Source organism: Armatimonadia bacterium, assembly GCA_039679385.1.
Taxonomy (GTDB): Bacteria; Armatimonadota; Zipacnadia; order Zipacnadales; family JABUFB01; genus JAJFTQ01.
In genome coordinates this window covers 33,789-55,320 of the sequence record JBDKVB010000152.1, presented here as the reverse complement: position 1 = coordinate 55,320, position 21,532 = coordinate 33,789, and the positions used below count along the sequence as shown (strand labels likewise).

Genomic DNA, 21,532 nt, shown 5'->3' with positions numbered 1-21,532 from the left:
CGCCGTCTGCCCCCCTGGCCAGGGGGGCAGACGGGCTCCCCCACACACCGTGGGGAATGACCCATCCTCCCACGCCCTTGCGCATCATACAAGGGGGAGTCGAGCGACAGCGAGACGGGGGTGAGGTCAAGGCCCTGGGCGCCCATCCCCAGGCCCGACCCGGCCCCTCATCAGAAAGTGGGTGGACGCCAGCCGAGGCAGGGATTCAGGTGCCGGGACAGGAAGAACCTCCCCGCAACCCGTCTCGACGAACCGCGCAGTCCTCCAGGAGGGCCAGGGCGCAATGAACCGAGCCTTGCCGGTCAGTCTGTTGTGCGTCCTGCTCGCGCTGCCGACTCTGGGCTGTGCGGCCGATCTCACCTGGACCAACCTCGGCCCCGGCGGAGGCGGCTGGATCCAGTCGATCTGCTTCGACCCGCGCGACCCCGACACGATCTACCTGGGCTGCGACGTGGGCGGCTTCTACCTCTCCCGCGATGCAGGCCGGTCCTGGACCATCCACAACGACGGCCTCACCGACTACTACGTCGAGAGCATCGCCGTCCATCCGCAGGACAGTCGCATCCTGCTCCTCGGCTCGCCGGGCGGCCTGTTCAAGTCCACCGATCAGGGCCTGCACTGGGTGCGCAAGACTCAGGGCCTTCCGGCGCCTCAACGGTACAGCTATGGCGGCCCGCTTGGCGCCGTGTGCTTTGACCCGACGCGGCCAAACGTGGTCTACGCAGGGATCGGCCGACCCCGTGAGGGACGCGACGGCAAGGGCCAGATCTACCGCAGCGAGGACACCGGCGAGACCTGGAGCCTGGTCACTCCAGCCGGTGCCCTCGACCCGCAGGCCATTGTCAGCGATCTCGAAGTCTCTCCTGACGGCAAGGTAGTCCTTGCGGCGACCAGTAAGGGCCTCTACCGCTCCGACGATAAGGGCGACACCTGGACCCTCTCGCAGTCGGGCCTGCTCCATGGCGATGTTCGCGAGGTCGCCTTCGCACCCTCGGCGTCGCAGATTGTCTACGCGACCTTGCGCACGACCGCTCGCGACACCCAGACCTGGAACGGCGGCGTCTTCCGCTCCGAGGACTATGGCCGGACCTGGACCTCGCGCAGTCAGGGCCTGGCGATGCGAGTGGGCAAGACCGGCCAGCCCATGCAGATGACCTCGAACTACAAGGAGATCGCGGTCGACCCTCGCGATCCGGACACCGTCTATGTGGGCGATGTCGCCTGGGTCAGCGCCGGTGTCTCGAAGACCACCGACGGCGGCCGCACCTGGCGGCAGGCCGGGGACCGCGCCACAATGGACTATGGCTGGATCACCCAGTGGGGGCCGGCCGTCGAGTGCCTGTCTCTGTGCCCCACCAGGCCCGAGCGCGTGATCTTCGGCACCTCCGGTCAAGTCTTCCTCACCGACAATGGCGCGAAGGGCTGGAGCCAGCGCTACTGCCGCATGATGGCCGCTGAGGGCGACGCACCGGCCCGGTTCTCCACCAACGGTGTCGAGGTCACCTGCGCCCGCGATATCACACCGGACCCGCTAGTCCCCGGTCGCGTGTACTTCGGCTACATGGACATCGGCCTGCTGGTCAGCGACGACAACGGCCGCAGTTTCCGCAAGGGCACGCAGGGGATGAAGTTCACGGGCACCTGTTTCAGCGTGACCCTCGACCCGACCGTCCGCAACAAGCTGTGGTCCTGCAACGGCGACTGGGGCGCCAACAACGGTGAGGTCTGCCGCAGTCTCGACGGCGGCCTGACCTGGACTCGGGTCGGCACCCCGGAGACGGGCCTGCCCAACGGACGCACCAGTTGCCTGCTCGTCGATGCGACCAGCCCGGCGGACAGTCGCCGCCTCTATGTCCTCAGCGAGGGCAACGGCATCTACACCGGCGCGGATGACGGGCAGACCTGGAAGCCGGTGATGCAGGGCCTTCCGGAGGAGGCAGGCAAGCGACCCGCAGGCCTGCTAATGGACCCGGCGAACCCACTGCATCTGTGCTGCGCGCTGCCCGGAAGACCCTCGGCAGGGAGCGGACTCTACGAGACTCGCGATGGCGGCGCGACCTGGTCGGCCGTGCCCTCACAGCTTGTCGACGGCGCTGCTCCCGGGCCGTTCTTCGGCGACCTGAAGCAGCTCTGCGCCGATCCGAAGACCTTCGACACGCTCTATCTGTGCCAGCGGGAGGGTCTCGACCGCTCCGTGACGCCGAACCGAACGCTCCCCGGCGGGCTGTTCAAGAGCGTCGACGGCGGCCGCACCTGGAGGAGGGTCTTCGACTTCCACTTCACCAACTGCGTCGCGGTCAGTCCGGCCAACAGCGACGTGATCTACGTGGGCACCACCGACCACCCTTATCATGACGATTGCCGCGCGCCGGGGGTCTTCAGGTCCACGGACGGCGGCAAGACCTGGCAGCCCGAGAACGAGGGCCTGTCCTCGACCAACGTCAGTTGCCTGCGGGTTGACCCTACGGACCCCTCGCGACTGTGGATGGGCACCGGCGGGAACGGCTGCTTTCTGGGAATCGACAAGGCTGGGCGATAGAAACCCATACGGCTCAGTCCACGTCCTTACAGTGCACGGAGACCCCAAGCGGTATCAGGGCCTCAGCAGTGCGCTTAGGGTGAGGTGCCGTTGTACCGACGGATGCCTGCAAGCAAGGAACCACTTTGGGAGGTGCTGCTGCAATGCGTGTGATTGGTCTGAACGCGAGCCCGAATCAGGATGGCCTCACGGCCACCATGCTCATCTCTGCGCTTGATGGTGCCCGCGAGGCGGGAGCTGAGATTGAGCTGGTGCACATGAAGACGCTGAAGCTGAAGGCCTGTCGGCAATGCGACAACGGCTGGGGAGTCTGCCGCAGTGAGGGCCGCTGCATCATCGAGGACGACTTCCAGGCGCTGCGCGAGAAGCTGCGCGGTGCCGATGCGCTGATCTTCAGCACGCCGGTGTACTACGGCGAGGCCTCCGAGGTTGCCAAGAACTTCCTCGACCGCCTGCGGCGCTGTGAGAATCCCGCGCCGGGTGAGAAGCCTCTTGTGGGTCGCTACGCAATCGGAATCGCCTGTGCCGGTGGTGGAGGTGGCGGAACCGTCACCTGTCAGCAGGCGCTGGAGCGCTACTTCCAGCATCTGGGCATGAAGATCTTTGACCTGATCCCGGTGACCCGCCTCAATCGCTCCTACAAGACCGCACTCGCTGCTGCGGCCGGCAAGGCACTTGTCGAGACCGTCTGCAAAGGCTGAAGCGAAGGGAGAGCTTGCCCATGTATCCAAGGCACCGCCAACTGTGCCTGGCCGTCATCGTGTCCCTGCTGATTCCCGTCTGGGGCTGCCAGGCCGCTCCACGCACTCTCAGTTCGGGCTACGGCAACCTGAACGGCTCCTGGCTGTTCTCGACCGACCCCGCGGAGGTGGGGGAGAAGGAAGGCTGGCAGCGCGTTGACTACAAGGACTCCGACTGGCGCACCTTGCGAGTGCCCGGAAGCTGGGAGCCGCAGGGAGTGACCGATCCGCGTCCCGGTCAGCCGCCGAAGCCCAAGGGCAACCTGCCCTGGACCGACTACGACGGCGCAGCCTGGTACCGGCTGCACTTCACGGTGCCCGCCGCCTGGGAAGGCAAGGAGCTTCTGCTGGAACTGGGCAACGTGGATGACGGGGACCGCAGTTTCCTCAACGGCCAGTTGGTCGGCGCTGCCGAGAAGGTTGGCACGTGGCGCAGCTACAAGGTCCCGGCCGGACTGGTGAAGCCCGGCGCGGACAATGTCTTGGCCGTCCGCGTCTACGACGGCGGCGGCCCGGGAGGAATCGACGGTCCCATGCTCACGCTCATCCCTTCGGACATGGCCCTCTCTGCCGGAAGCTATGGCAAGCCCGACCAGCCCTTCGAGGAGCGGTTCGCCAATCCGCCCGCAGCCTGTCGCATCCTGCGCATCCAACATGGCTTCGGAGGCATGGCCCAGGATGCTCAGAAGAGCAACCTGCGCCAGCTGCTGTCCCTGGAGTTTGGCGGCATGGTCACCAACTACCCCTTCTCCGACAAGTACCTCCAGGACGACGCTGAGTGGCAGCGCTTCCGCGAGGGAGTGACGATGGCCAAGGACTCCGGCATGGCCCTGTGGCTCTATGACGAGAAGGGCTATCCCTCCGGAGCCGCCGGCAGCCTCACCTTGCAGGGCCATCCCGAGTGGGAAGCCAGAGGTCTGCTGGTTGCCGATGCCCTGAGCGACGGCGGACCAATCAGCCTCGAGGTGCCGCCGGGCACGATCCACTCCGCAGCGGCCTATCCAGTCACGGCGGCCGGTGTCGACCTCAAGCAGCCGCGAGACCTGTCCGCCTCGGTCCGCGACGGAAAGCTGACCGCCGAGCTTCCCGCGGGCAAGTGGCACGTGATGGTCTTCTGCGAGGGACCGCTCTATGAGAACACCCACGCGGCCCTGAGCCTGGCGCAGAAGTACCACTACATCAACCTGCTCATGCCCGAGCCGACCCAGCGCTTCATCGAACTCACCTACGGCGGCTACGCCAAGACCCTCGGCCCCGACCTCGGCAAGTACTTCGAGGCCACCTTCACCGACGAGCCCTCGCTGATGAGCAGCTTCATGCGCCCCAGCAACTGGCGGCCCTTGCCCTGGGCGCCGCAGCTCCCGGCAGAGTTCCAGAAGCGTCGCGGGTATGCCCTGGAGCCGGTCCTACCGGCGCTTATTGCCGACGCCGGTTCGGCCGGTCAGAGGGCCCGGTGCGACTTCTGGCAGACCATCGGTGAACTGGTGTCTGAGAACTTCTTCGGCCAGATCCAGGAGGCGTGCCGCAAGCTCAAGGTGCCCTCCGGCGGCCACCTGCTGATCGAGGAATCCCTGCTCTCGCACGTCTGCTACTACGGCGACTTCTTCCGCTGCATACGGCGGCTGGATGCTCCGAGCATCGACTGCCTCACCTCAATCCCCGCCGAGGTGCCCTGGTTCGTCGCCCGACTCCTGAGTAGCGCCGCCGAGTTGCGTGAGGTCGGCCCGACCATGTGCGAGACCTCCGACCACTCCCAGCGCTATCGGCCGGCAGGTGACACTCGGCCGGTTCGCGTGGTCACCGAAGAGGAGATTCGCGGGACCTGCAATCGCCTGCTACTCAACGGGATCAACACGATCACCAGCTACTACACCTTCAATGGCCTCGAGCCCGACCAGCTGCGCCGCCTGAACACCTGGGTCGGTCGCTGCAGCACCGCTCTCTGGGGCGGGCACCAGGTCGCCGACATCGCCCTCGTGTATCCCGTGGAGAGTGTCTGGGCCAAGTTCCTCCCGGCCCGACGTGGCTCAACGGACTCGCCCGAGGCGCGCCTCATCGAGTCGGCCTACCGGGGAGCCGGCGATAGCCTCTATGGCTCCTGCCGCGACTTCACCTACGTCGACAGCCAGGCGCTCGGCGAGTCCAAGGTCGACGCCGGCGCACTGAGCCATGGCAAGCTGCGCTGGCGTGTCGTGGTGCTGCCCGCTGTGGACACACTCCCCGCAGCGGTCTGGGAGAAGCTGGCCGACTTCTGGCGCACCGGCGGAGTTGTCGTCGCCCTCGATGCGCTACCGGCCAACAGCGACACCGAGTTCCCCTCGGCGCGTGTGCAGGCTCTCGGACGAGAGATCTTCGGCGAGGCGAAGAGCGCAGCCGAGGCCTTCGTCCCCCGCAGTCGCAGCAACGCCGCCGGTGGCGTTGGCATCTACCTTCCGGCAGGTACACGAGCCCTGCTGACGACGGTCCTAAACGCGGTGCTGGAGCCCGAGGTCGCGGCCGCCGGTGGGCAGTCGCCGATCCGTGCCACGCATCGCTCCATCGACGGCAACGAGGTCTACTTCGTCATCAACGACAGCGGCGCACCCTTCGAGGGCGACGTCACGGTGACCGGCACTGGCGCCGGGAAGCTGTGGAACCCGGCCACGGGCGAAAGCACCCGGCTCACGAGTGGCACCGCGAAGCTCTCGCTGGAGCCCTACGGAGGTGCGATCCTGCGCTTCCCCTCGGCGCGAACTCCCGAGCGCAAGAAGCTCGATTCGACCGCCGGGTTCGAGCTCAGCCTGCGCAGTATCCCGACCGTTGAGCCCACGGCCGGACGGGGTGAGTTCGTCTCCGCCGAGGTCACCAAGGCGCCCGACGGCGGCTGGCGATCGGTCGGCACTCTGACGAAGTCCGACGTCGACACCTTCCTGTTCATGAACTTCCTGTACCCGAAGCCGATCGACCTGAGCGCCGGGACCGGACTCTATGTCCGCACCTCGGTGCCTGCGGGCCAGACGACGCCCTCGAACCTGCTGGTGATCCTCGAGGACTCCGACGGCGGCCAGTACCTCGCCGACTGCGGGCGACCGCTGAGCATGGCAGGTGATCGCGGGGCCGTGGTGGCCTTCAGCCAGTTACGCCTCGCGGGCTGGTCGAAGGACACTACCGGGCAGCTCGACCTGGACCGCATCGTCCGGGTGAGTGTGGGCTGGGGCGGCTACTTCGGCAAGGAGAAGGAGAAGGTCGAGTTCACCGTGCAACTGCCGCAGCTATGCCTTCTGCCCAACGGGTAGTCGGCAGGGATACCGCCAAAGAGTGAGGCGAGTCCTCTGATGTCCGAACCGACGCGACACGTCCATCCGGGCGTGAAGAACACCGAGATCTGGCCTGGCCCCAAGGGCTATCCCTGGGCCGAGACCGGCCTGCGCTGCTGGACCCGGGAGGCGCTTCTGCGTCCCCTGGGCGGCGATTCCCTGCTGTGCACCTGGACCGTCGGCGGCTTCACGGAGCCCCACGTCGGCAACTACACGATGATCCAGCGCAGCGATGACGGCGGCGCAACCTGGCGCAGCCTCGGGGAGTTCCGCCATCCCACACGTGGGCTGTTCACCTCTGAGCTCTTCGTTCCGGGAGGCGACGAGGTCCACGCCTTCGTGCAGACCTACGGTAACTACGCCTGGATGTGCCACAACCACAGCTACCGGGCTGTCAGTCGCGACGGCGGCCTGACCTGGAGCGGCCCCCACTCGATTCCCGGCGGCATCCACAACGTCTGGGCGAACCGCGGGATCCTGCATTCCTCCGGGCGCTGGGTGATCCCGGTGAGTTGGCCGGAGCTGATTGGCGAGGAGTGGGCCGAGCCCTCCTGCGGGCGTGCTCCGGTGGCTGGAAGAGTCGGCAACCGGGCGCTGATGCAGGTTGAAATGCCCTATGGCGCCGACTCCGGACTACTGCAGAACGCGGGCAACCAGTGGGCCGACCGGAACCACCGCTACTGCGTGGGCGTGATGCTCTCCGACGATGGGGGAGAGACCTTCCGCCTGCGAGGGTACGTGCGTGGAGGCAAGCATGGCTGGCTGATTGAGCCGCGGGTGGTGGAGGTCTCCGGCGGCCGTCTGGTGATGCTGATCCGCTCTCAGCGCGACGGCTGGCTGTGGCAAAGCGAATCGACCGATGGAGGCGAGACCTGGTCGGAGGCGCAACAGTCGGCCATCCCGAACCCGGCGGCGAAGGTGAATCTGCTGCGGGCGACGGACGGCCGCCTCTTCCTGATCCACAACCCGGTGCCCTATGAAGGGGACGTTCCCGGTCGCCGCAATCCACTCTCGCTGTGGGTGAGTGAGGACGACCTGCGCACCTGGTCGGCGAAGCTGGACCTGGTCTGGGATGACAACCCACGGGTGAGCCTCAACTACCCCGACGGGTATCTCGACGAGCAGCGGGGATTGCTGCACTTCGCCTGGGAGGACGCCCGGAGCGTGTACCTGATGAAGGTGCCGCTGAACCTGTGCTGAGAGCCGGTCCACCGGTCGCGCAACACACCGCAAAAGCAAAGGGGCCAGGTCTTCGCGACCTGGCCCCCGTCATCTCTAGGCCCACAGAATGCAGTTCATGTCGAAGGGGTCGGGGAGGTCCCGGTGAGAGGGTATCAGCCGCACCTCATAACCCCAGCGACCCGTCCCCTCGCACACGACAGTCCCCAGGAACAGGTGTGTGTTGTCCGAGGAGGGGCCGACGTACTCCATCCGCCGCGTCTCCGGGGCCACCAGGTTCGCACCCGAGTCGACGTTGCTGAACTCAAGCTGCGCCAGGATGTCGCTGGGTTGGAGTGCGCCCAGGAAGGCCTTGGCTCGGACTGTGACGCGGTCCCCGTACTGCGCAACCTCGGGAGCGTCGTCGGTGATCTCGACGAAGCGCACCTGTGCCCAGTTCTGCTTGACTCGCTGCACCCACTGGGCAAGCTGCCTGGCCCGCTGGTAGTCATTGGCGGCCAGCTCAGCGCCCCTTCGCAGGCCGGGGAGATAGAAGCGGTCCACGTACTCGCCCACCATGCGGTTCGAGTTGAATTCCGGGCAGATCGCCCCCATGGCCGACTTCATCCGGCGCACCCAGTCGTGAGGAATGCCGTCACGACCGCGTTCGTAGAACAGCGGGATGATTTCCTGCTCGAGCAGCGTATAGAGTGCATTGGCCTCGATGTCGTTCTGCTGCTCTTCGTCAGCGTACTCCTCACCGTGGCCGATCGCCCAGCCGGTCTCGGGCGCATAGCCCTCAACCCACCAGCCGTCGAGGACGCTGCAGTTCAGGCCGCCATTCGCCGTCGCCTTCATTCCACTGGTGCCGCTGGCCTCCAGGGGCCTGCGCGGAGTGTTGAGCCACACGTCCACTCCCTGCACCATGTAGCGGGCGAGGCTCATGTCGTAGTTCTCGAGGAAGGCCACGTGACTGCGCACTGCCGGATCCGCGGCGAAGTGCACGATCTCCCGGATCAGGTCCTTGCCGGGCCGGTCGTTGGGATGCGCCTTCCCGGCGTAGAGGATCTGCACCGGCCGGTCGCGGTCGTTGAGCAGGGCCTTGAGCCGGTCCGGGTTGCGCAGGATCAGATTCGCCCGCTTGTAGGTGGCGAAGCGTCGTCCAAAGCCGATCGTCAGGACATCCGGATTCAGAATCTCGTCCGCCTGGGCCAGGTCCGCCGGTCCGGCTCCGCGATGCAGCAGTTGGTCCCGCATTCTCTGCCGGGCAACGGCGACGAGCCGCTCGCGACGTCGCTCGTGTGTGCGCCACAGCTCGGCTTCCGGTATGCCGGCCACACGGTGCCAGATCGTCTGGTCGCCCGGCTCGGTCCGCCACTCAGCACCGAGGTAGCGGTCGTACAGCACCGCCAGGTCGTTCGAGATCCAGGTGCCGGTGTGCACGCCGTTGGTCACCGAACCGATCGGGAGCTCCTCCTCGGGGACCTGCGTCCACATTCCCTTCCACATGCGCCGGGAGACTTCCCCGTGCAGCTTGCTGACGCCGTTGCGCCACGCCGACAGCCGCAGCGCCAGCGCCGTCATGCAGAACTCCTCGTTCGGATTGGCCTGATTCTCGCGCCCCAGGGCCAGGAACTGATCGAGGGTGAACCCGAGCTGCGGGTAGTAGTGGCGAAAGTAGCGGTCGACCAGCGATGGCGGGAAGCGGTCATGCCCGGCCGGTACCGGGGTGTGAGTCGTGAATACGTTCGCGATGCGAGTTGCCTCGACGGCGTCGGGGAAAGTCAGCTTGTGCTTGCTCATGGCGCGACGAACGCGCTCGATCGCCATGAAGGCCGCGTGCCCCTCGTTCATATGGAAGGCCTCGGCCGCTACGCCCAGGGCGTCCAGAACCTGAATGCCGCCGATGCCCAGCAGAATCTCCTGGCGGATGCGCATGACCATGTCCGCGGCGTACAACTGGTACGTGATCTGGCGGTCCTCCGGACTGTTCTCCGGGGTGTTGGTGTCCATCAGGTATAGCGGGATGCGCCCCACATTCACCCGCCACACGAGGGCCGTCAGAGAGTGGTCGTCGACCGGAATATGGATGCAAAGCTGGGAGCCGTCGTCGTCCATCACCGGCTCGACGGGCAGCATGTGGAAGTCATTCTCTGCATAGGACTCTTGCTGCCAGCCGTCTGCGTTGAGGTACTGGCGGAAGTACCCGACCTGATACAGCAGGCCGATGCCCACCAGCGGAACGCCCATGTCACTGGCGGCCTTGAGGTGATCGCCTGCCAGGACACCTAGTCCGCCGGCGTAGATCGGCAGGCCCTCGGTCAGGCCGTACTCGAAGCTGAAATAGGCGATCTTCCGCTTCGCTGCCTCCGGGTAGGTCCGGGCGAACCAGGTAGTCTTCGAGTCGATGTACTCGCGGAAGGCGCTTGCGACGCGCTCCAGGTGCTGGCGGAAGCCCTCATCCGCTGCCAGATGCTCCCAGCGCTCCTGCCTCACCCGTCCGAATACGGCAACCGGGTTGTGGGCGCACTCCTCCCACAGGTCGCGATCCACGCGTCGCAGCAGCTCTATCGCATCAGGATTCCAGCACCACCAGAGGTTGTAGGCAATCCTGCGCAGGTCTTCCAGGCTCTCTGGAAGCTTCGGAGTCACGGTGTAGGTACGGTATGCCTTCATGCTTCACGAACCTCCTGAAGTGCCGGGGACAGGGCCCCTGCCAGCCGATTGCCCGTGCCTGCGGCACGAAGGCCACGGTTCTACTCCTCGCCCCTGCAATTCCCCGACCACATTGTCAACTGCCCGCAGGCGACCTGTCAAGGCGACGCGGGAGCTGCCGGTCACCAGCCCGCATCAAGCAGACAGGACTAAGCCCGCCCTGTGACGAAGTCCTCCCAGACCATGCCTCGCGACATCCTCCACGTCGACATGGATGCCTTCTACGCCTCGGTCGAGCAACGCGACGACCCGCAGTTGCGCGGACGACCCGTCATCGTGGGTGCGCCGCCGGCTGCCCGTGGGGTCGTCTCGGCGGCTTCCTACGAGGCCCGGGTCTTCGGTGTCCGCTCGGCGATGCCTTCATCTCAGGCCGGACGTCTCTGCCCGCAGGCTGTCTTCCTGCCGGTTCGCATGGCGCGCTACCAGGAGGTCTCCCGGCAGGTCATGGCCATCTTACGCCATTATACCCCACTGCTGGAGCAGATCTCCGTCGACGAGGCCTTCCTGGATGTCACCGGCTCCCGGCGCCTCTTCGGTGAGGCTGAGCACATCGGCCGCGAGATCAAGGCCCGGATCCGCACTGAGCTCGACCTCCCCGCCTCCGTTGGAGTCGCCTCCAACAAGTTCGTGGCCAAGATTGCCTCGGACCTGCGCAAACCGGACGGCTTTGTGGTGGTGCCTGCCGGTCAGGAGGCCGCCTTCCTGGCCCCGCTGCCAATCTCCCGCCTGTGGGGTGTGGGCAAGGCCACCGAGCGGCGTCTTCACGATCTGGGCCTGCGCACCATCGGCCAGTTAGCCCGCTTCCCTGAGGACCACCTGCAGCGCCAGTTTGGCAACCTCGGCCCACACCTGCACTCGCTGGCCCTGGGACAAGATGACCGTCCGGTCGAGACCGAGCGCGAGGCCAAGTCTGTCAGCGCCGAGACCACCTTCGCCCAGGACATCGCCGACCGTGCTCTGATGGAGGCCACGCTGTTGCGTCTGGCCGAGGATGTGGGGCGAAGAGTGCGTCGAGGCGGTCTGCGGGGCCGAACCATTCAGCTAAAGCTGCGTTTCGAGAGCTTCGAGACGATCACCCGTCGCCAGACCTTGCCTCGTCCCACCGATGCCGACGCGACTCTCTACCAAGTGGTCCTGCGACTGCTGGGTGAGGCGCCGCTGACGGGTCGCAAGGTGCGGCTCCTCGGCGTCGGGCTCTCAGGCTTCGGCGAGGAAGTGCAGCCGTCCCTCTTCGAGGAGGGCGGCGCCGTCCACTCCGCCCTGGATGAGGCCGTGGACGCTCTCCGCAGCCGCTTTGGCCGTGACGCGATCCGTCGAGGCAGGCTCGTGGAGGGCGATCATGAGGAGAGCTGACCGTTTCAGGCCTGGATCGGGTACCGGCCCCACTTGAAGGTCGCCTCGACCATCGCTCGGAAGTTGTCCAGCGGCACGTAGTTGGTGATGGAGTTGCTGCTGCCCACCATGTAGCCGCCGCCGGGGGCAAGCTCCCGGATCCTCTGCCGAACCTCCGCTTCAACCTCCTGCGGAGTCCCGCGCACCAGACTGCCGCCAAGATTGATGTTGCCGATCAGGCACAGGTGCTTGCCATACTGGCGCTTCACCTCGACGATGTCCATCGCCTTGGGCTCCACCGGCTGGATCGCGGCGAACCCGCAGTCGACGACGTCCGGCAGGACCTCCCACATCCGCCCGTCGCAGTGGTAGATCAGCGGCAGGCCATGGGCGGCGGCCGCCTCGCCATACTTGCGCATCCAGGGGAAGAGGTGTTGACGGTACCACTGGGGGTTGACGAAGTAGGTGTCCGTGCTGGAGAGGTCGTCGGCGAACCAGACCGCGCCGACTCGAGGCAGCTCCAGCACCCGCTGGAACACCCCAAAGAGGAAATGCCCCATCCGGTCCAGCACCGCCTCCACCAGTCCCGGCTGGTCGTAGAGCGCATACACGAGGCCCTCGAAGCCCATCAGCGCCCGGGTGGTCTCGAAGATGCCCCAGGTCCCACTGGTGAGCATCATCCCCTCGGGGAGCAGTTCGGCCGCCTGGAGGATATCGCTGAGGTCCACGTCTTCGGCCTCGGGCCAGGGGTAGCTCTCGAGGTCCTCGCGGCTGCGGAGGACGCCTTGGTGCTCCTCCATCCAGGCCTTCTGCACCGGCTTGTCATCGTAGACGCTGTACTCGCTCTCGGCGACGTTCCAGCCACCCGTGAACAGGCCCAGATAGTTGGGCGCCAGATGCATGAAGTCGAAGCCGGCCTGGTACCAGAACTGCACATCCGCCGCCACGTCATACTCGTCGGCGCGGACCAGCGAGTTGCCCACATGCCGGCCCAGAAAGGCTTCCTTCACCGGCGGATCGACCAGGAATTCGCACACGGGAACCCGGTCGGGCTCTTCGCGTCGCAGCGCAGCCAGCACGCGGTCGAAGTTCGGCTCCGGCACCATGGCACGACCTCCTGGGAATCGCGAGCCAGATACCTTCTCTTGTAGTGCCCCGGGGGCGCAGCGGCCGTCCGCCTCTACTCGGGCATAACCAGGTGCCGGGCGTCATCCGAAGCCAGACCGCCGAACCGGCGCTGCCGGTGGCTGTACTCCAGGATGGCCTCCACCAGGTGGTGCTCATTGAAGTCCGGCCACAGCACCGGCATCAGGACGATCTCGCTGTAGGCAAGCTCCCAGAGCAGGAAGTTGCTGATCCGCAGCTCGCCGCCGGGACGGATCACCAGGTCCGGATCGGGCAACTCCGGCGAGTACATCAGCGCGGAGAAGCCCTTCTCCTCCAGCTTGTCCAGGTCGAGCTCGCCTGCCATGGCCTTGCGGGCCACCATCTTGGCCGCGTCGACGATCTCGGTCCGCCCGCCGTAGTTGATCAGCAGGTTGAGGGTGAGGCCCTTGTGGTGCTTGGTCTCCTCCCGGCTCTGCGCGATGGTCTGCTGCAGGCTCTCGGGAAGCTCGTGCAGACGTCCCGAGGCCGTCAGCCGAACCTCGACGTCATGAAGCTCCGGCGTCTCCTCGCGGATGGCCGCCTCGAGCAGGTCCAGGATACCCCGCACTTCGTCTTCGGGGCGTCGCCAGTTCTCGGCGCTGAAGGCGTACATCGACAGCGCCTCAATCCCCAGGTCCACGCAAGCCTGAACGCACCGTTTCGCAGCCTTCCGCCCCTGGAAGTGCCCCTGGATTCGCGGCAGACCGCGCTGGTGGGCCCAGCGCCCGTTTCCGTCCATGATCACCGCAATGTGCTTCGGCAGCACGTGTCCGACGAGTGGCTCTCTCCACGCCATCAGATCAGCCAAGGTCCCTCACCGTCTACTCTCAGGGGCTGGGAACGAGTACGACAACTCGACCGCAGTTCCGCTCGCACTCCCAGCCGGGGAATCAGTTTGCCGGCGCTCTCGTCAGACACCGCAACACAGCCTCTGACGAAGGCTCGCCGCATACAGATAAGCGCCGGCAGACGAGGGTAAGGCATCCAGTCTGCCGACGCTTAGGGTCGTCTCCTCTTGTCTGGTTTGAGCCGAACCGGCCGTCCGCCCTGGTCAGGCAGGCTGCTCATACCGGGCGAACACAACCACCAGCTCCACCAGTTTCTCGCGCAGGAGGCCCTGCCGGACCACTCGCTGAGTTCCGAGCCCGGTCTTGCCCCGGGGATGGCCGGCGACAGTCACCTGCACTTGCCAGCCTGCCTCTGTCAGAACCTGCCGGGCAGCTTCCAGAGGCCAGGCGGTTACGTCGGGGGGCTCAGGGCTCAAACTTCCATGACCTCCGCCGTCTTCTTCTCCGCGGCGCGGTCGATCTCCTTGATCATGGCGTTCGTCGCGTCCTGGACTTCCTTCTTGGCGTGCTCGACGTCGTCTTCGGACACGTCGGAGGATTTCTCCAGCTTCTCGATGTGGGCGTTGGCGTCGCGGCGGACGTTCCGGACCGCAACCCGGCCGTCCTCCGCCTTCTGGCTCACGAGTCTGGCGAGCTCCTTGCGGCGCTCCTCGGTGAGAGCCGGGATCTCCAGGCGTACGACGTTGCCGTCGCTGGCGGGGGTCAGGTTCAGGTCCGAGGTGAGAATCGCCTTCTCAATGGCCCGCAGCGACCCCTTGTCCCAGGGAGTGATGACGATCAGCCGTGCCTCAGGGATCGACACGGTGGCCAACTGGTTGATCGGCATCTCACTGCCGTAGTAGGACACCTTGAGACGGTCCAGAATGGTTGCTGAAGCGCGGCCGGTACGGATGGTTGTGAACTCGTGCTCGAGCTTCTCCGCCGCTCGCTTCATGCGCTGCTTGGCTTCGGCGATGATGTCTTCCGTCGGCATGGTGCTCCCTCCTTCGATGCATGGGGTGGGAACATCGACACAACACGGATTGCAGGGCCCGCCGCCCGCCTACTGGCCTTCCGGCTTCGCCGGTGTGTGCACCAGGGTGCCCACCGGCTCTCCCGTGGCGGCGCGGACGATGTTCTCCGGCGTCGTTACGTTAAATACCACAATGGGCAGTCCATTGTCCATTGCCAGCGCAATGGCCGTGGAGTCCATCACGCGCAGACCGGCGGTCAGGGCCTCGTGGTGCGTCAATTCCTTGTAGAAGACTGCGTCCGGGTTCTTCCGCGGGTCGCGGTCGTAGACGCCGTCCACATTGGTCGCCTTGAGGATCGCCTGGGCGCCGATCTCACTGGCGCGCAGCACGGCTGCCGTATCTGTAGTGAAGAACGGGTTGCCGCTGCCGGCGGCGAAGATGACCACACGCCCCTTCTCCAGGTGCCGAATGGCCCGGCGCCGGATGAAGGGCTCCGCCACGGCGCGCATCTCAATGGCCGTCAGCAGGCGGGTTTCGATGCCATTGCGCTCCAGGGCGTCCTGGAGCGCGATGGCGTTGATGACCGTTGCGACCATTCCCGCGTAGTCTGCGGTGGCACGGTCCATACCCTCAGCAGCCGCCTCGCCGCCACGCCAGATATTGCCGCCGCCCACGATGACACCAAACCGGATGCCCCGCGTCGTCGCCTCGATGATCTGCTTGGCGATGGCGCTGACCGTGGGCCGGTGGATACCGTAGGGCTGCGGTCCCTTCAGGGATTCGCCGCTGAGCTTGAGCAAGACGAGTTCCCAGGGGCCTCGCTGGGTAGACCGTGCCGACATCCTACAACTCCTCCCCGACCTGATAGCGCACGAACCGGCGGACAAGAACGCGTTCCCCGGTCTTGGCGAGCAACTCATTGAGCAGGTCGCCGATCGTCTTGGAGTCGTCGCGGATGTAGGCCTGGTTGACCAGGCAGTAGTTCTCGTAGAACTTCTTGACGCGTCCCTCAACCATTCGCTCGACGATCGCCTCAGGCTTACCCTCGTTCAACGCCTGCTCGCGCAGGATTTGTTTCTCGCGTTCGACGGCGTCCGCCGGGACGTCCTCCGGTGCAACCCACTTGGGCTGCTGGGCGGCGACCTGCATGCAGACTTCGCGCGCGAAGGCCTTGAAGTCGTCGGTGCGGGCGACGAAGTCGGTCTCGCAGTTGAGCTCGACGAGAACGCCGATCTGGTCGCCGGCGTGGATGTAGGTGGCGATGGTTCCCTGCTGAGCGGTCTTGCCCTCACGCTTGGTGGCGACGGCGATGCCGTGCTTGCGCAGGCTGGCGATGGCCTCTTCCATGTTGCCGTTGGCTTCCTGCAAGGCCTTCTTGCAGTCCATCATGCCTGCTCCGGTCTTCTCGCGCAACTTCTTGACGTCTTCAGCCGTAATGGCCATGTCATCCTCCCAGGGGTGGACCCGGAAAGGGGCGACGCCCTAACGGTCGGCGCCGCCCCGGTATCGTGCGTAGTTCAGGCAGGGCTCTTGGAGCCCCTTGCGTCGCGGGTGCTGCACCGCTCTCGCCACTGGCCGTCCGGAGTCCCGAAGCGGCCGCTGCGACTTCGGGACTCCTCGCTAGCTGCTGCTGGTGCTGGTGCTGCTGGTGCCTTCGCCGAAGGCGTCTTCGAACTGGTCCTCAATGAACTGGTCCTCGACGGCGCCGGTCCAGACCTCGGCATCCTTGGCCTGTGCCTCTTCCTCGGCACGTGCCTTCTCGGCTTCGGCCAGAGCGGCCGCCTCAGCCAGACGTGACTGGTACTCCTGCTGGCCCTCGATCACGGCGTCCGCCATCTTGCCGGTGATGAGACGGATCGCGCGGATCGCGTCATCGTTGCCGGGGACCACGTAATCGACCATGTCCGGGTCGCAGTTCGTATCAACGATGGAGACCACGGGCACGCCGAGCTTGTTGGCTTCCGTCGCGGACAGGTGCTCACGCTTCAGGTCGACGATGTAGACAGCGCCCGGAACGCCCTTCAGAGTGCGAATGCCGCCGAGGTTGTAGACCAGCTTCTCCTGCTCGCGCTTGAGAACCAGGCCCTCCTTCTTGGTCAGGCGGGTCCACTCGCCGGTCTTCTCAGCCGTCTCCAGCTCTTCCATGTACTTGACGCGGTCGGCCATGGTCCGGAAGTTGGTCAGCATTCCGCCGAGCCAGCGGCGGTTGACATAGGGCATGCCGCAGCGCTCTGCGCTCTGGCGGACTGCATCCTCGGCCTGGCGCTTGGTGCCGACAAAGAGCACCTGCTTGCCCTGGGCCGCGGTGTCACGGACGAAGTTGTACGCCGTCTCGAGCAGTCGCAGCGTCTGGTGCAGGTCGACGATGTAGATGCCGTTGCGCTCATGGTAGATGAAGCGCTTCATCTTGGGGTTCCACCGTCGGGTCTGGTGCCCGAAGTGCACCCCTGCCTCCAACAGCTCTTTCATGCTTACGAGGGCCAAAGTGGCCACCTCCTGCAGACCTGCCAGGGTCTGCCTCACGGTCCGCGTGAGACTGGAAGGGCTCGCGCTAGGCGATTCCTTCGCGATCGTCTCGGGGCGAGGGCCTAATCTACCTCGGACCGCACGTCGCTTCCTTCGGACCGCAGAGGCGGCCGCGACGGCTTGCGACGTTGCTGCTGCGGCAGACGCCCCAGCCTGGGGGATCATCTGCAGCAGGATTTGCGACTGACCACGCACAGCGAAAACCATCCCCTGGCCCCGTCCCTCCTACTGCCCTCGCCGGGAGCGGTGTCCGGGGGATGATCTCAAGGTCTGCCGCCATGCGGGTTGTGGGCCGGAGTACGTACACTCCGGCGCGCGTTGAGAATAGCACAGCCCCTGCGGGTGCGTCAACTGCGCCCCGGGGGTCGACGGCTTCCTTAAGGGGTCGCCACTGCCTCCGGGAACTCCACAAGGCGCTGGATGACGGCCTGATTGCGCAGCTCGGTGCGCTTCTTCATCTTCGTCTCGAACAGCCTCTGCTCCAGGAGCATGCTTACGATGCTCTGCTTGACTTCGTCGAAGGGCGCGATGCGAGCCTTCTGGCGGTCCTCACGGCGCACAATGTGGAACGCGCTCTGGAAGCTCACCGGGGCACTGATCTCCAGGTCGGCCTTCAGCCCGAAAGCCGCCTTGGCGATGGGGCTGCCGTCATCTATGCAATAGCCCAGGTCGCCGCCGGTCTTGGCCGTGTACGGGTTGATGTTGAACTCGCGTGCGGCGTCGCCCCAGTTCTTCTGCTTGCTGTTGATCAGCGTACGAACCTTGTTGGCTTCGTCTTCGGTCTTCACCGTGATCACGCTGATCTTCACGCGCTCCGGCTCCGCAAAAGCCTTCTGGTTCTTGTCGTAGAAGTCCTGGGCCTCCGAGGAGGTCACCTTGACCTCGTCAGAGACCAGACCCTCAAGCTGCAGCTCGCTGCGCAGTCGGGCGCGCAGGTTGGCAAGGGTTACCCGCCGGCTCGCCATCCACTGGGCGAAGGTCGGGCCCTGGCCCGTTGCCGCCTTCTCCTCGATGTCGGACTGCATCAGCGCCAGCCGCTTGTCCACCTGCTCATCGGTGACGACGACCTTCGCGCGCTCCGCCGCCTGAGTGATGGTCTCGGTCTGGATCATCTCCTCAAAGACTTCCCTGCCGAACCAGTCGATGAGGGTGTTGCGATACTGCTCTTGAGTGATCGGCTTCCCGTTGACCGTCGCAACGGGGTCAGCCACGCCCGGCGCATGGGACTTCTCCACCGGCTGCTGGGCAAGGGCCCCGACGCTCACAAGGGCCAGTGCCAGCACAACAAACAAGGTACGTGCGGTCATCGCCGTCTCCTGACGCAAACGATAGTGTGATGTGCGGTTAGACACCTGGCGCCGGTGCGGAGTTCTGCGCAGGTTGCTCGCCGACGGCGGGTTGCGCCGGAGCAGCCGGCGGCGAAATCCGGACCACCACTCGCCCATTCTCGACCCTGGCCGGCGTACCCAGGGCCGTCGAGATGTCCCGGAGGCGTCGGGCGATGCCCTGCGAACGCTCTGCCGCCGGATAGATCGGTCCCAGACGGTCGGGCGGGATCCACACCGGCGTGGCATTGATCTGCCATAGGCCGGGCTCCTTGTAGAAGAGCTCGAAGACCGCGCTCTCCATGCGCTCGCCCTGCCGCTGGTCAAAAACGAAGTTGCCCATGCTGTACAGAATCGGCTTGCCCTTGTACACGCCGATCCCCTGGAGAGTGTGCGGATGGTGGCCCAGGATGCAGTCGGCACCCGCATCGAGAAGCGCCCGTGCCGTCTTTGTCTGGCTCTGCTGGGGCATGCTCTGGTACTCCTCACCCCAGTGTACCGAGACGAACAGCAGGTCGCACTGCCCCCTGGCCGAGGTCACCGCAGCGCACGCTGCCTCGCCATCGCCGGTGAACTTCGAGTACGAGCCATGCTCGAAGCTCAGGTCGGTGAAGGCCATGAAGCCGACCCGCAGGCCACCTACGCGCAGGATCGTCGGCTCCATCCCGCGCTCCCGCTCACGTCGCGCCCCACAGTAGGCGATCCGGGCCTTGTCGAGGGTCTCCAGCGTCTGCAGGATCCCCTCCCGTCCCGCATTGAGACTGTGGTTGTTGGCGAGCGAGACCACATCAAAGCCGCCGTCCTGCAGCACCGCCACGGTCCCGGGTTGAGCCCGGAAGCAGCAGTTGTGGGGATCGTGCGGCCCCTCGGTCGACAGCGGACACTCCAGGTTGCCAAAGGTCAGGTTAGGGGCTTGCAGACGATTCCGGACCTTCGCGAGAATACTCTCGGTCCCGTTGGCGTTGATCAGTTTGCCGACCTTTCGGTCGAGCATGATGTCGCCGACGGCCGCCATCCACAGGGCACGGGGTGCCGGCCTGGGAGTCGGGCGATCGACTGCTGCGGCCGCCACAGTGGGCCCATCAAGGGGCCGTGTCTCGCCGGGCGCAGCACGGCAACCCAGGGTCGTTGCGGCCGCGAGAGCGATCACGGACCAGAGAAGGCATTGCCACGTAGGGGGTAGGACTCGAGGCCGAACTGCCGCAAGACCCGCCTGATGCATGGGAAGGGCATCCTGACCGTGAAGGGTTCCCGGGAATGATATCCCATGCGGGCAGGGGCGTCAACCGTGGGCAAAGGACCCTTCGCGCAAGGAAGAAAACAGCTTGACAGCAATGCACTCAAGCATTATACTGCTTGCAAATGAAGGGCGGAACCTCGCCCATAGAGCACCGACAAACCTTAGGGGGTGTTGAGCATGTTGACGAGAGAGCCGTGGAATGCGATGAGGGCCATGATGGATGACATGGACAGGTGGGCACGCTCCGGACTCGCCCGTAGAGGGCAGGAGTTGGCAGATGCTCTCGGCTACCTCCCGCTGGACGTCGCCGAAACCCAGGACGCCTACGTCCTCTCCGCCGAACTTCCCGGCGTAGCCATGGATAGTATCCAGGTGCACGTCGAGGACAACGTTGTGACCATCAGTGGCGACAAACCGGCGCCCGAGGACACCGAGACCGTCAAGTACCACCGCATCGAGCGACCCTACGGGGCCTTCCAGCGGTCCCTGGCCTTGCCGCGCAACGTTGACCCCGAGCAGGTCAGCGCCAAGTTCACCGACGGCGTCCTTGAGGTACGCGTCGGCAAGCGCGAAGAGGCTAAGCCGCGCAAGATCGAGATTGCCGGGGCCCCTACGCAGTAAGGCCGCAGACCTTTCTCCATCTGGGGCAGACGGCTCCAAGGGGTATGAGGGTGTGGAGAAGGAGCCATCTTGGGGACAGCCTCCTTTGGGGGGCTGTCCCCTTTCCGTGTCCGGGACCGGTGGACCGAAGGCCTTGTGCCCTCCTGCCACGCGCGCTTTGCACCGGGCAGGGCCTGTGCTATCATGCCGGTGGCTCAGGAAGGGAAGTCCTCTGTGTACAGCCCGGTCTCGCGCTCCGTGTCGCCTTATCTTTGCCTCCGCCTGAGGGCCGCTCTCAGGGCGATGCTGCTCGCGGTCTGCGCAGTGGCCTTGCTCTCTTCCTACGCCTTCGCCCAGGACCTCACCAGCTTCAACTTCGCGGTCTTCGGCGACTCTCGCCCCGGCCGCGAGCACTACTCAGAGATCATGCGCAAGCTATCGGCCGACATGGCCACTCAGCGACCGATTGTGGTGCTCGGCACCGGCGACTACATCGAGGGCAGCAGCAAGCCCGACACCCTGGCCTACCAGTGGCAGGGCTTCTTCCTTGCTATCGCCCCGCTGCAGGCCTTCGGGACGATTCCCGTCGCCCTGGCGCCCGGCAACCATGACATCCTCGGCAGCAACTACAACCACCGGGTCTTCTGCCAGTACTTCGACGCCGGCTACTACAGCTTCAACCGCGGTGCCTGCCATTTCATCCTCCTCGACACCGAGGAGCCGGGCCTGAGTGGTCGCATCGGCAGCAAGCAACTCGCCTGGCTCAAGCAGGACCTCGCCGCGAATCGCGCGGCGGCGCTGACCTTCGTGGCCCTGCACCAGCCGCTGTATCCGGTCAGCGTGCACATCGGCAGCAGCCTCGACCAGCATCCCCAGGAGCGCGACGCCCTGCACGCTCTCTTTGTCCGCGAGGGTGTGGACTGCGTCTTCGCGGGCCACGAGCACCTGTTCAGCCGCAAGGAGAAGGACGGGGTGGACTACGTGATCACCGCCGGAGGTGGTGCGCCGCTCTATGCGCAGGCCTCTCGCGGCGGCTACTACCACTACCTTCTGGTCACTGTGTCGGGTGGGAGCTACCGGGTGCAGGTGCGGAAGCTGTAACCGGGGAAGGCTC

At 65.7% G+C, this 21,532-nt stretch carries 17 protein-coding genes; 7 read left to right on the top strand and 10 right to left on the bottom strand.

Going from position 1 to position 21,532, the window contains the following annotated elements:
* Nucleotides 1-283: 283 nt before the first annotated feature.
* The 4 genes from ABFE16_17665 (at nucleotide 284) to ABFE16_17650 (ending at nucleotide 7,775) form a co-directional block, all read left to right on the top strand.
* Nucleotides 284-2,539, top strand: coding sequence for a hypothetical protein (locus ABFE16_17665; protein ID MEN6347130.1), 2,256 nt, complete (start codon nucleotides 284-286; stop codon nucleotides 2,537-2,539).
* Nucleotides 2,540-2,682: 143 nt separating this feature from the next.
* On the top strand, nucleotides 2,683-3,240 hold the full coding sequence (locus ABFE16_17660; protein MEN6347129.1) for a flavodoxin family protein: 558 nt from the start codon (nucleotides 2,683-2,685) through the stop codon (nucleotides 3,238-3,240).
* Nucleotides 3,241-3,260: 20 nt separating this feature from the next.
* On the top strand, nucleotides 3,261-6,554 hold the full coding sequence (locus ABFE16_17655; GenBank protein MEN6347128.1) for a glycosyl hydrolase: 3,294 nt from the start codon (nucleotides 3,261-3,263) through the stop codon (nucleotides 6,552-6,554).
* A gap of 39 nt (nucleotides 6,555-6,593) precedes the next feature.
* A complete protein-coding gene (locus ABFE16_17650) occupies nucleotides 6,594-7,775 on the top strand; it encodes a sialidase family protein (GenBank protein ID MEN6347127.1) in 1,182 nt (393 codons plus the stop codon).
* Nucleotides 7,776-7,850: 75 nt separating this feature from the next.
* On the opposite strand, the gene glgP is transcribed toward ABFE16_17650, so the two are convergent.
* A complete protein-coding gene (gene glgP / locus ABFE16_17645; GenBank protein ID MEN6347126.1) occupies nucleotides 7,851-10,409 on the bottom strand; it encodes an alpha-glucan family phosphorylase in 2,559 nt (852 codons plus the stop codon).
* 222 nt (nucleotides 10,410-10,631) lie between these two features.
* On the opposite strand from glgP, the gene ABFE16_17640 reads away from it, so the two are divergent.
* Nucleotides 10,632-11,801, top strand: coding sequence for a DNA polymerase IV (locus tag ABFE16_17640; protein ID MEN6347125.1), 1,170 nt, complete (start codon nucleotides 10,632-10,634; stop codon nucleotides 11,799-11,801).
* A gap of 5 nt (nucleotides 11,802-11,806) precedes the next feature.
* Here the strand turns inward: ABFE16_17640 and ABFE16_17635 are convergent, their stop codons facing one another.
* The 9 genes from ABFE16_17635 to ABFE16_17595 form a co-directional block, all read right to left on the bottom strand.
* Nucleotides 11,807-12,886, bottom strand: coding sequence for a uroporphyrinogen decarboxylase family protein (locus ABFE16_17635; GenBank protein MEN6347124.1), 1,080 nt, complete (start codon nucleotides 12,884-12,886; stop codon nucleotides 11,807-11,809).
* A 74-nt stretch (nucleotides 12,887-12,960) separates the two neighbouring features.
* The gene (gene uppS, locus ABFE16_17630) at nucleotides 12,961-13,734 is read right to left on the bottom strand and encodes a polyprenyl diphosphate synthase (protein ID MEN6347123.1); all 774 of its coding nucleotides are present in this window, start codon (nucleotides 13,732-13,734) and stop codon (nucleotides 12,961-12,963) included.
* Between the two features lie 243 nt (nucleotides 13,735-13,977).
* On the bottom strand, nucleotides 13,978-14,190 hold the full coding sequence (locus tag ABFE16_17625; GenBank protein ID MEN6347122.1) for a hypothetical protein: 213 nt from the start codon (nucleotides 14,188-14,190) through the stop codon (nucleotides 13,978-13,980).
* Nucleotides 14,187-14,747, bottom strand: a complete 561-nt coding sequence (gene frr, locus ABFE16_17620) for a ribosome recycling factor (protein ID MEN6347121.1) — start codon at nucleotides 14,745-14,747, stop codon at nucleotides 14,187-14,189. The genes ABFE16_17625 and frr overlap by 4 nt, the downstream gene beginning before the upstream one ends.
* A gap of 69 nt (nucleotides 14,748-14,816) precedes the next feature.
* Complete coding sequence (gene pyrH / locus ABFE16_17615; protein MEN6347120.1) at nucleotides 14,817-15,569, bottom strand: UMP kinase; 753 nt, start codon at nucleotides 15,567-15,569, stop codon at nucleotides 14,817-14,819.
* A gap of 1 nt (nucleotide 15,570) precedes the next feature.
* A complete protein-coding gene (gene tsf, locus ABFE16_17610) occupies nucleotides 15,571-16,170 on the bottom strand; it encodes a translation elongation factor Ts (GenBank protein MEN6347119.1) in 600 nt (199 codons plus the stop codon).
* 177 nt (nucleotides 16,171-16,347) lie between these two features.
* Nucleotides 16,348-17,211 (bottom strand): 30S ribosomal protein S2, encoded by an 864-nt coding sequence (gene rpsB / locus ABFE16_17605; GenBank protein ID MEN6347118.1) that lies wholly within the window; start codon nucleotides 17,209-17,211, stop codon nucleotides 16,348-16,350.
* Nucleotides 17,212-17,630: 419 nt separating this feature from the next.
* Nucleotides 17,631-18,560 carry a peptidyl-prolyl cis-trans isomerase gene (locus tag ABFE16_17600; protein ID MEN6347117.1) on the bottom strand — a complete coding sequence of 310 codons (930 nt, stop codon included), beginning with the start codon at nucleotides 18,558-18,560 and terminating at the stop codon, nucleotides 17,631-17,633.
* A 37-nt stretch (nucleotides 18,561-18,597) separates the two neighbouring features.
* Entirely contained in the window at nucleotides 18,598-19,650 is a 1,053-nt protein-coding gene (locus ABFE16_17595) for a CapA family protein (GenBank protein ID MEN6347116.1), read from the bottom strand.
* 345 nt (nucleotides 19,651-19,995) lie between these two features.
* Here ABFE16_17595 and ABFE16_17590 point away from each other — a divergent pair, with 345 nt between their 5' ends.
* Entirely contained in the window at nucleotides 19,996-20,439 is a 444-nt protein-coding gene (locus ABFE16_17590; protein MEN6347115.1) for an Hsp20/alpha crystallin family protein, read from the top strand.
* A gap of 282 nt (nucleotides 20,440-20,721) precedes the next feature.
* The gene (locus tag ABFE16_17585) at nucleotides 20,722-21,519 is read left to right on the top strand and encodes a metallophosphoesterase (protein MEN6347114.1); all 798 of its coding nucleotides are present in this window, start codon (nucleotides 20,722-20,724) and stop codon (nucleotides 21,517-21,519) included.
* The last annotated feature ends 13 nt before the right edge of the window (nucleotides 21,520-21,532 follow it).

Excerpts from the sequence above, each read along its gene's own strand:
- ABFE16_17665 (MEN6347130.1), top strand. The coding sequence starts at position 284 with ATGAACCGAGCCTTGCCGGTCAGTCTGTTGTGCGTCCTGCTCGCGCTG.
- ABFE16_17635 (MEN6347124.1), bottom strand. The coding sequence starts at position 12,886 with ATGGTGCCGGAGCCGAACTTCGACCGCGTGCTGGCTGCGCTGCGACGC.
- ABFE16_17655 (MEN6347128.1), top strand. The coding sequence starts at position 3,261 with ATGTATCCAAGGCACCGCCAACTGTGCCTGGCCGTCATCGTGTCCCTG.
- frr (MEN6347121.1), bottom strand. The coding sequence starts at position 14,747 with ATGCCGACGGAAGACATCATCGCCGAAGCCAAGCAGCGCATGAAGCGA.
- glgP (MEN6347126.1), bottom strand. The coding sequence starts at position 10,409 with ATGAAGGCATACCGTACCTACACCGTGACTCCGAAGCTTCCAGAGAGC.
- ABFE16_17585 (MEN6347114.1), top strand. The coding sequence starts at position 20,722 with ATGCTGCTCGCGGTCTGCGCAGTGGCCTTGCTCTCTTCCTACGCCTTC.
- ABFE16_17640 (MEN6347125.1), top strand. The coding sequence starts at position 10,632 with ATGCCTCGCGACATCCTCCACGTCGACATGGATGCCTTCTACGCCTCG.
- ABFE16_17600 (MEN6347117.1), bottom strand. The coding sequence starts at position 18,560 with ATGACCGCACGTACCTTGTTTGTTGTGCTGGCACTGGCCCTTGTGAGC.
- ABFE16_17660 (MEN6347129.1), top strand. The coding sequence starts at position 2,683 with ATGCGTGTGATTGGTCTGAACGCGAGCCCGAATCAGGATGGCCTCACG.
- tsf (MEN6347119.1), bottom strand. The coding sequence starts at position 16,170 with ATGGCCATTACGGCTGAAGACGTCAAGAAGTTGCGCGAGAAGACCGGA.
- ABFE16_17590 (MEN6347115.1), top strand. The coding sequence starts at position 19,996 with ATGTTGACGAGAGAGCCGTGGAATGCGATGAGGGCCATGATGGATGAC.
- ABFE16_17650 (MEN6347127.1), top strand. The coding sequence starts at position 6,594 with ATGTCCGAACCGACGCGACACGTCCATCCGGGCGTGAAGAACACCGAG.
- pyrH (MEN6347120.1), bottom strand. The coding sequence starts at position 15,569 with ATGTCGGCACGGTCTACCCAGCGAGGCCCCTGGGAACTCGTCTTGCTC.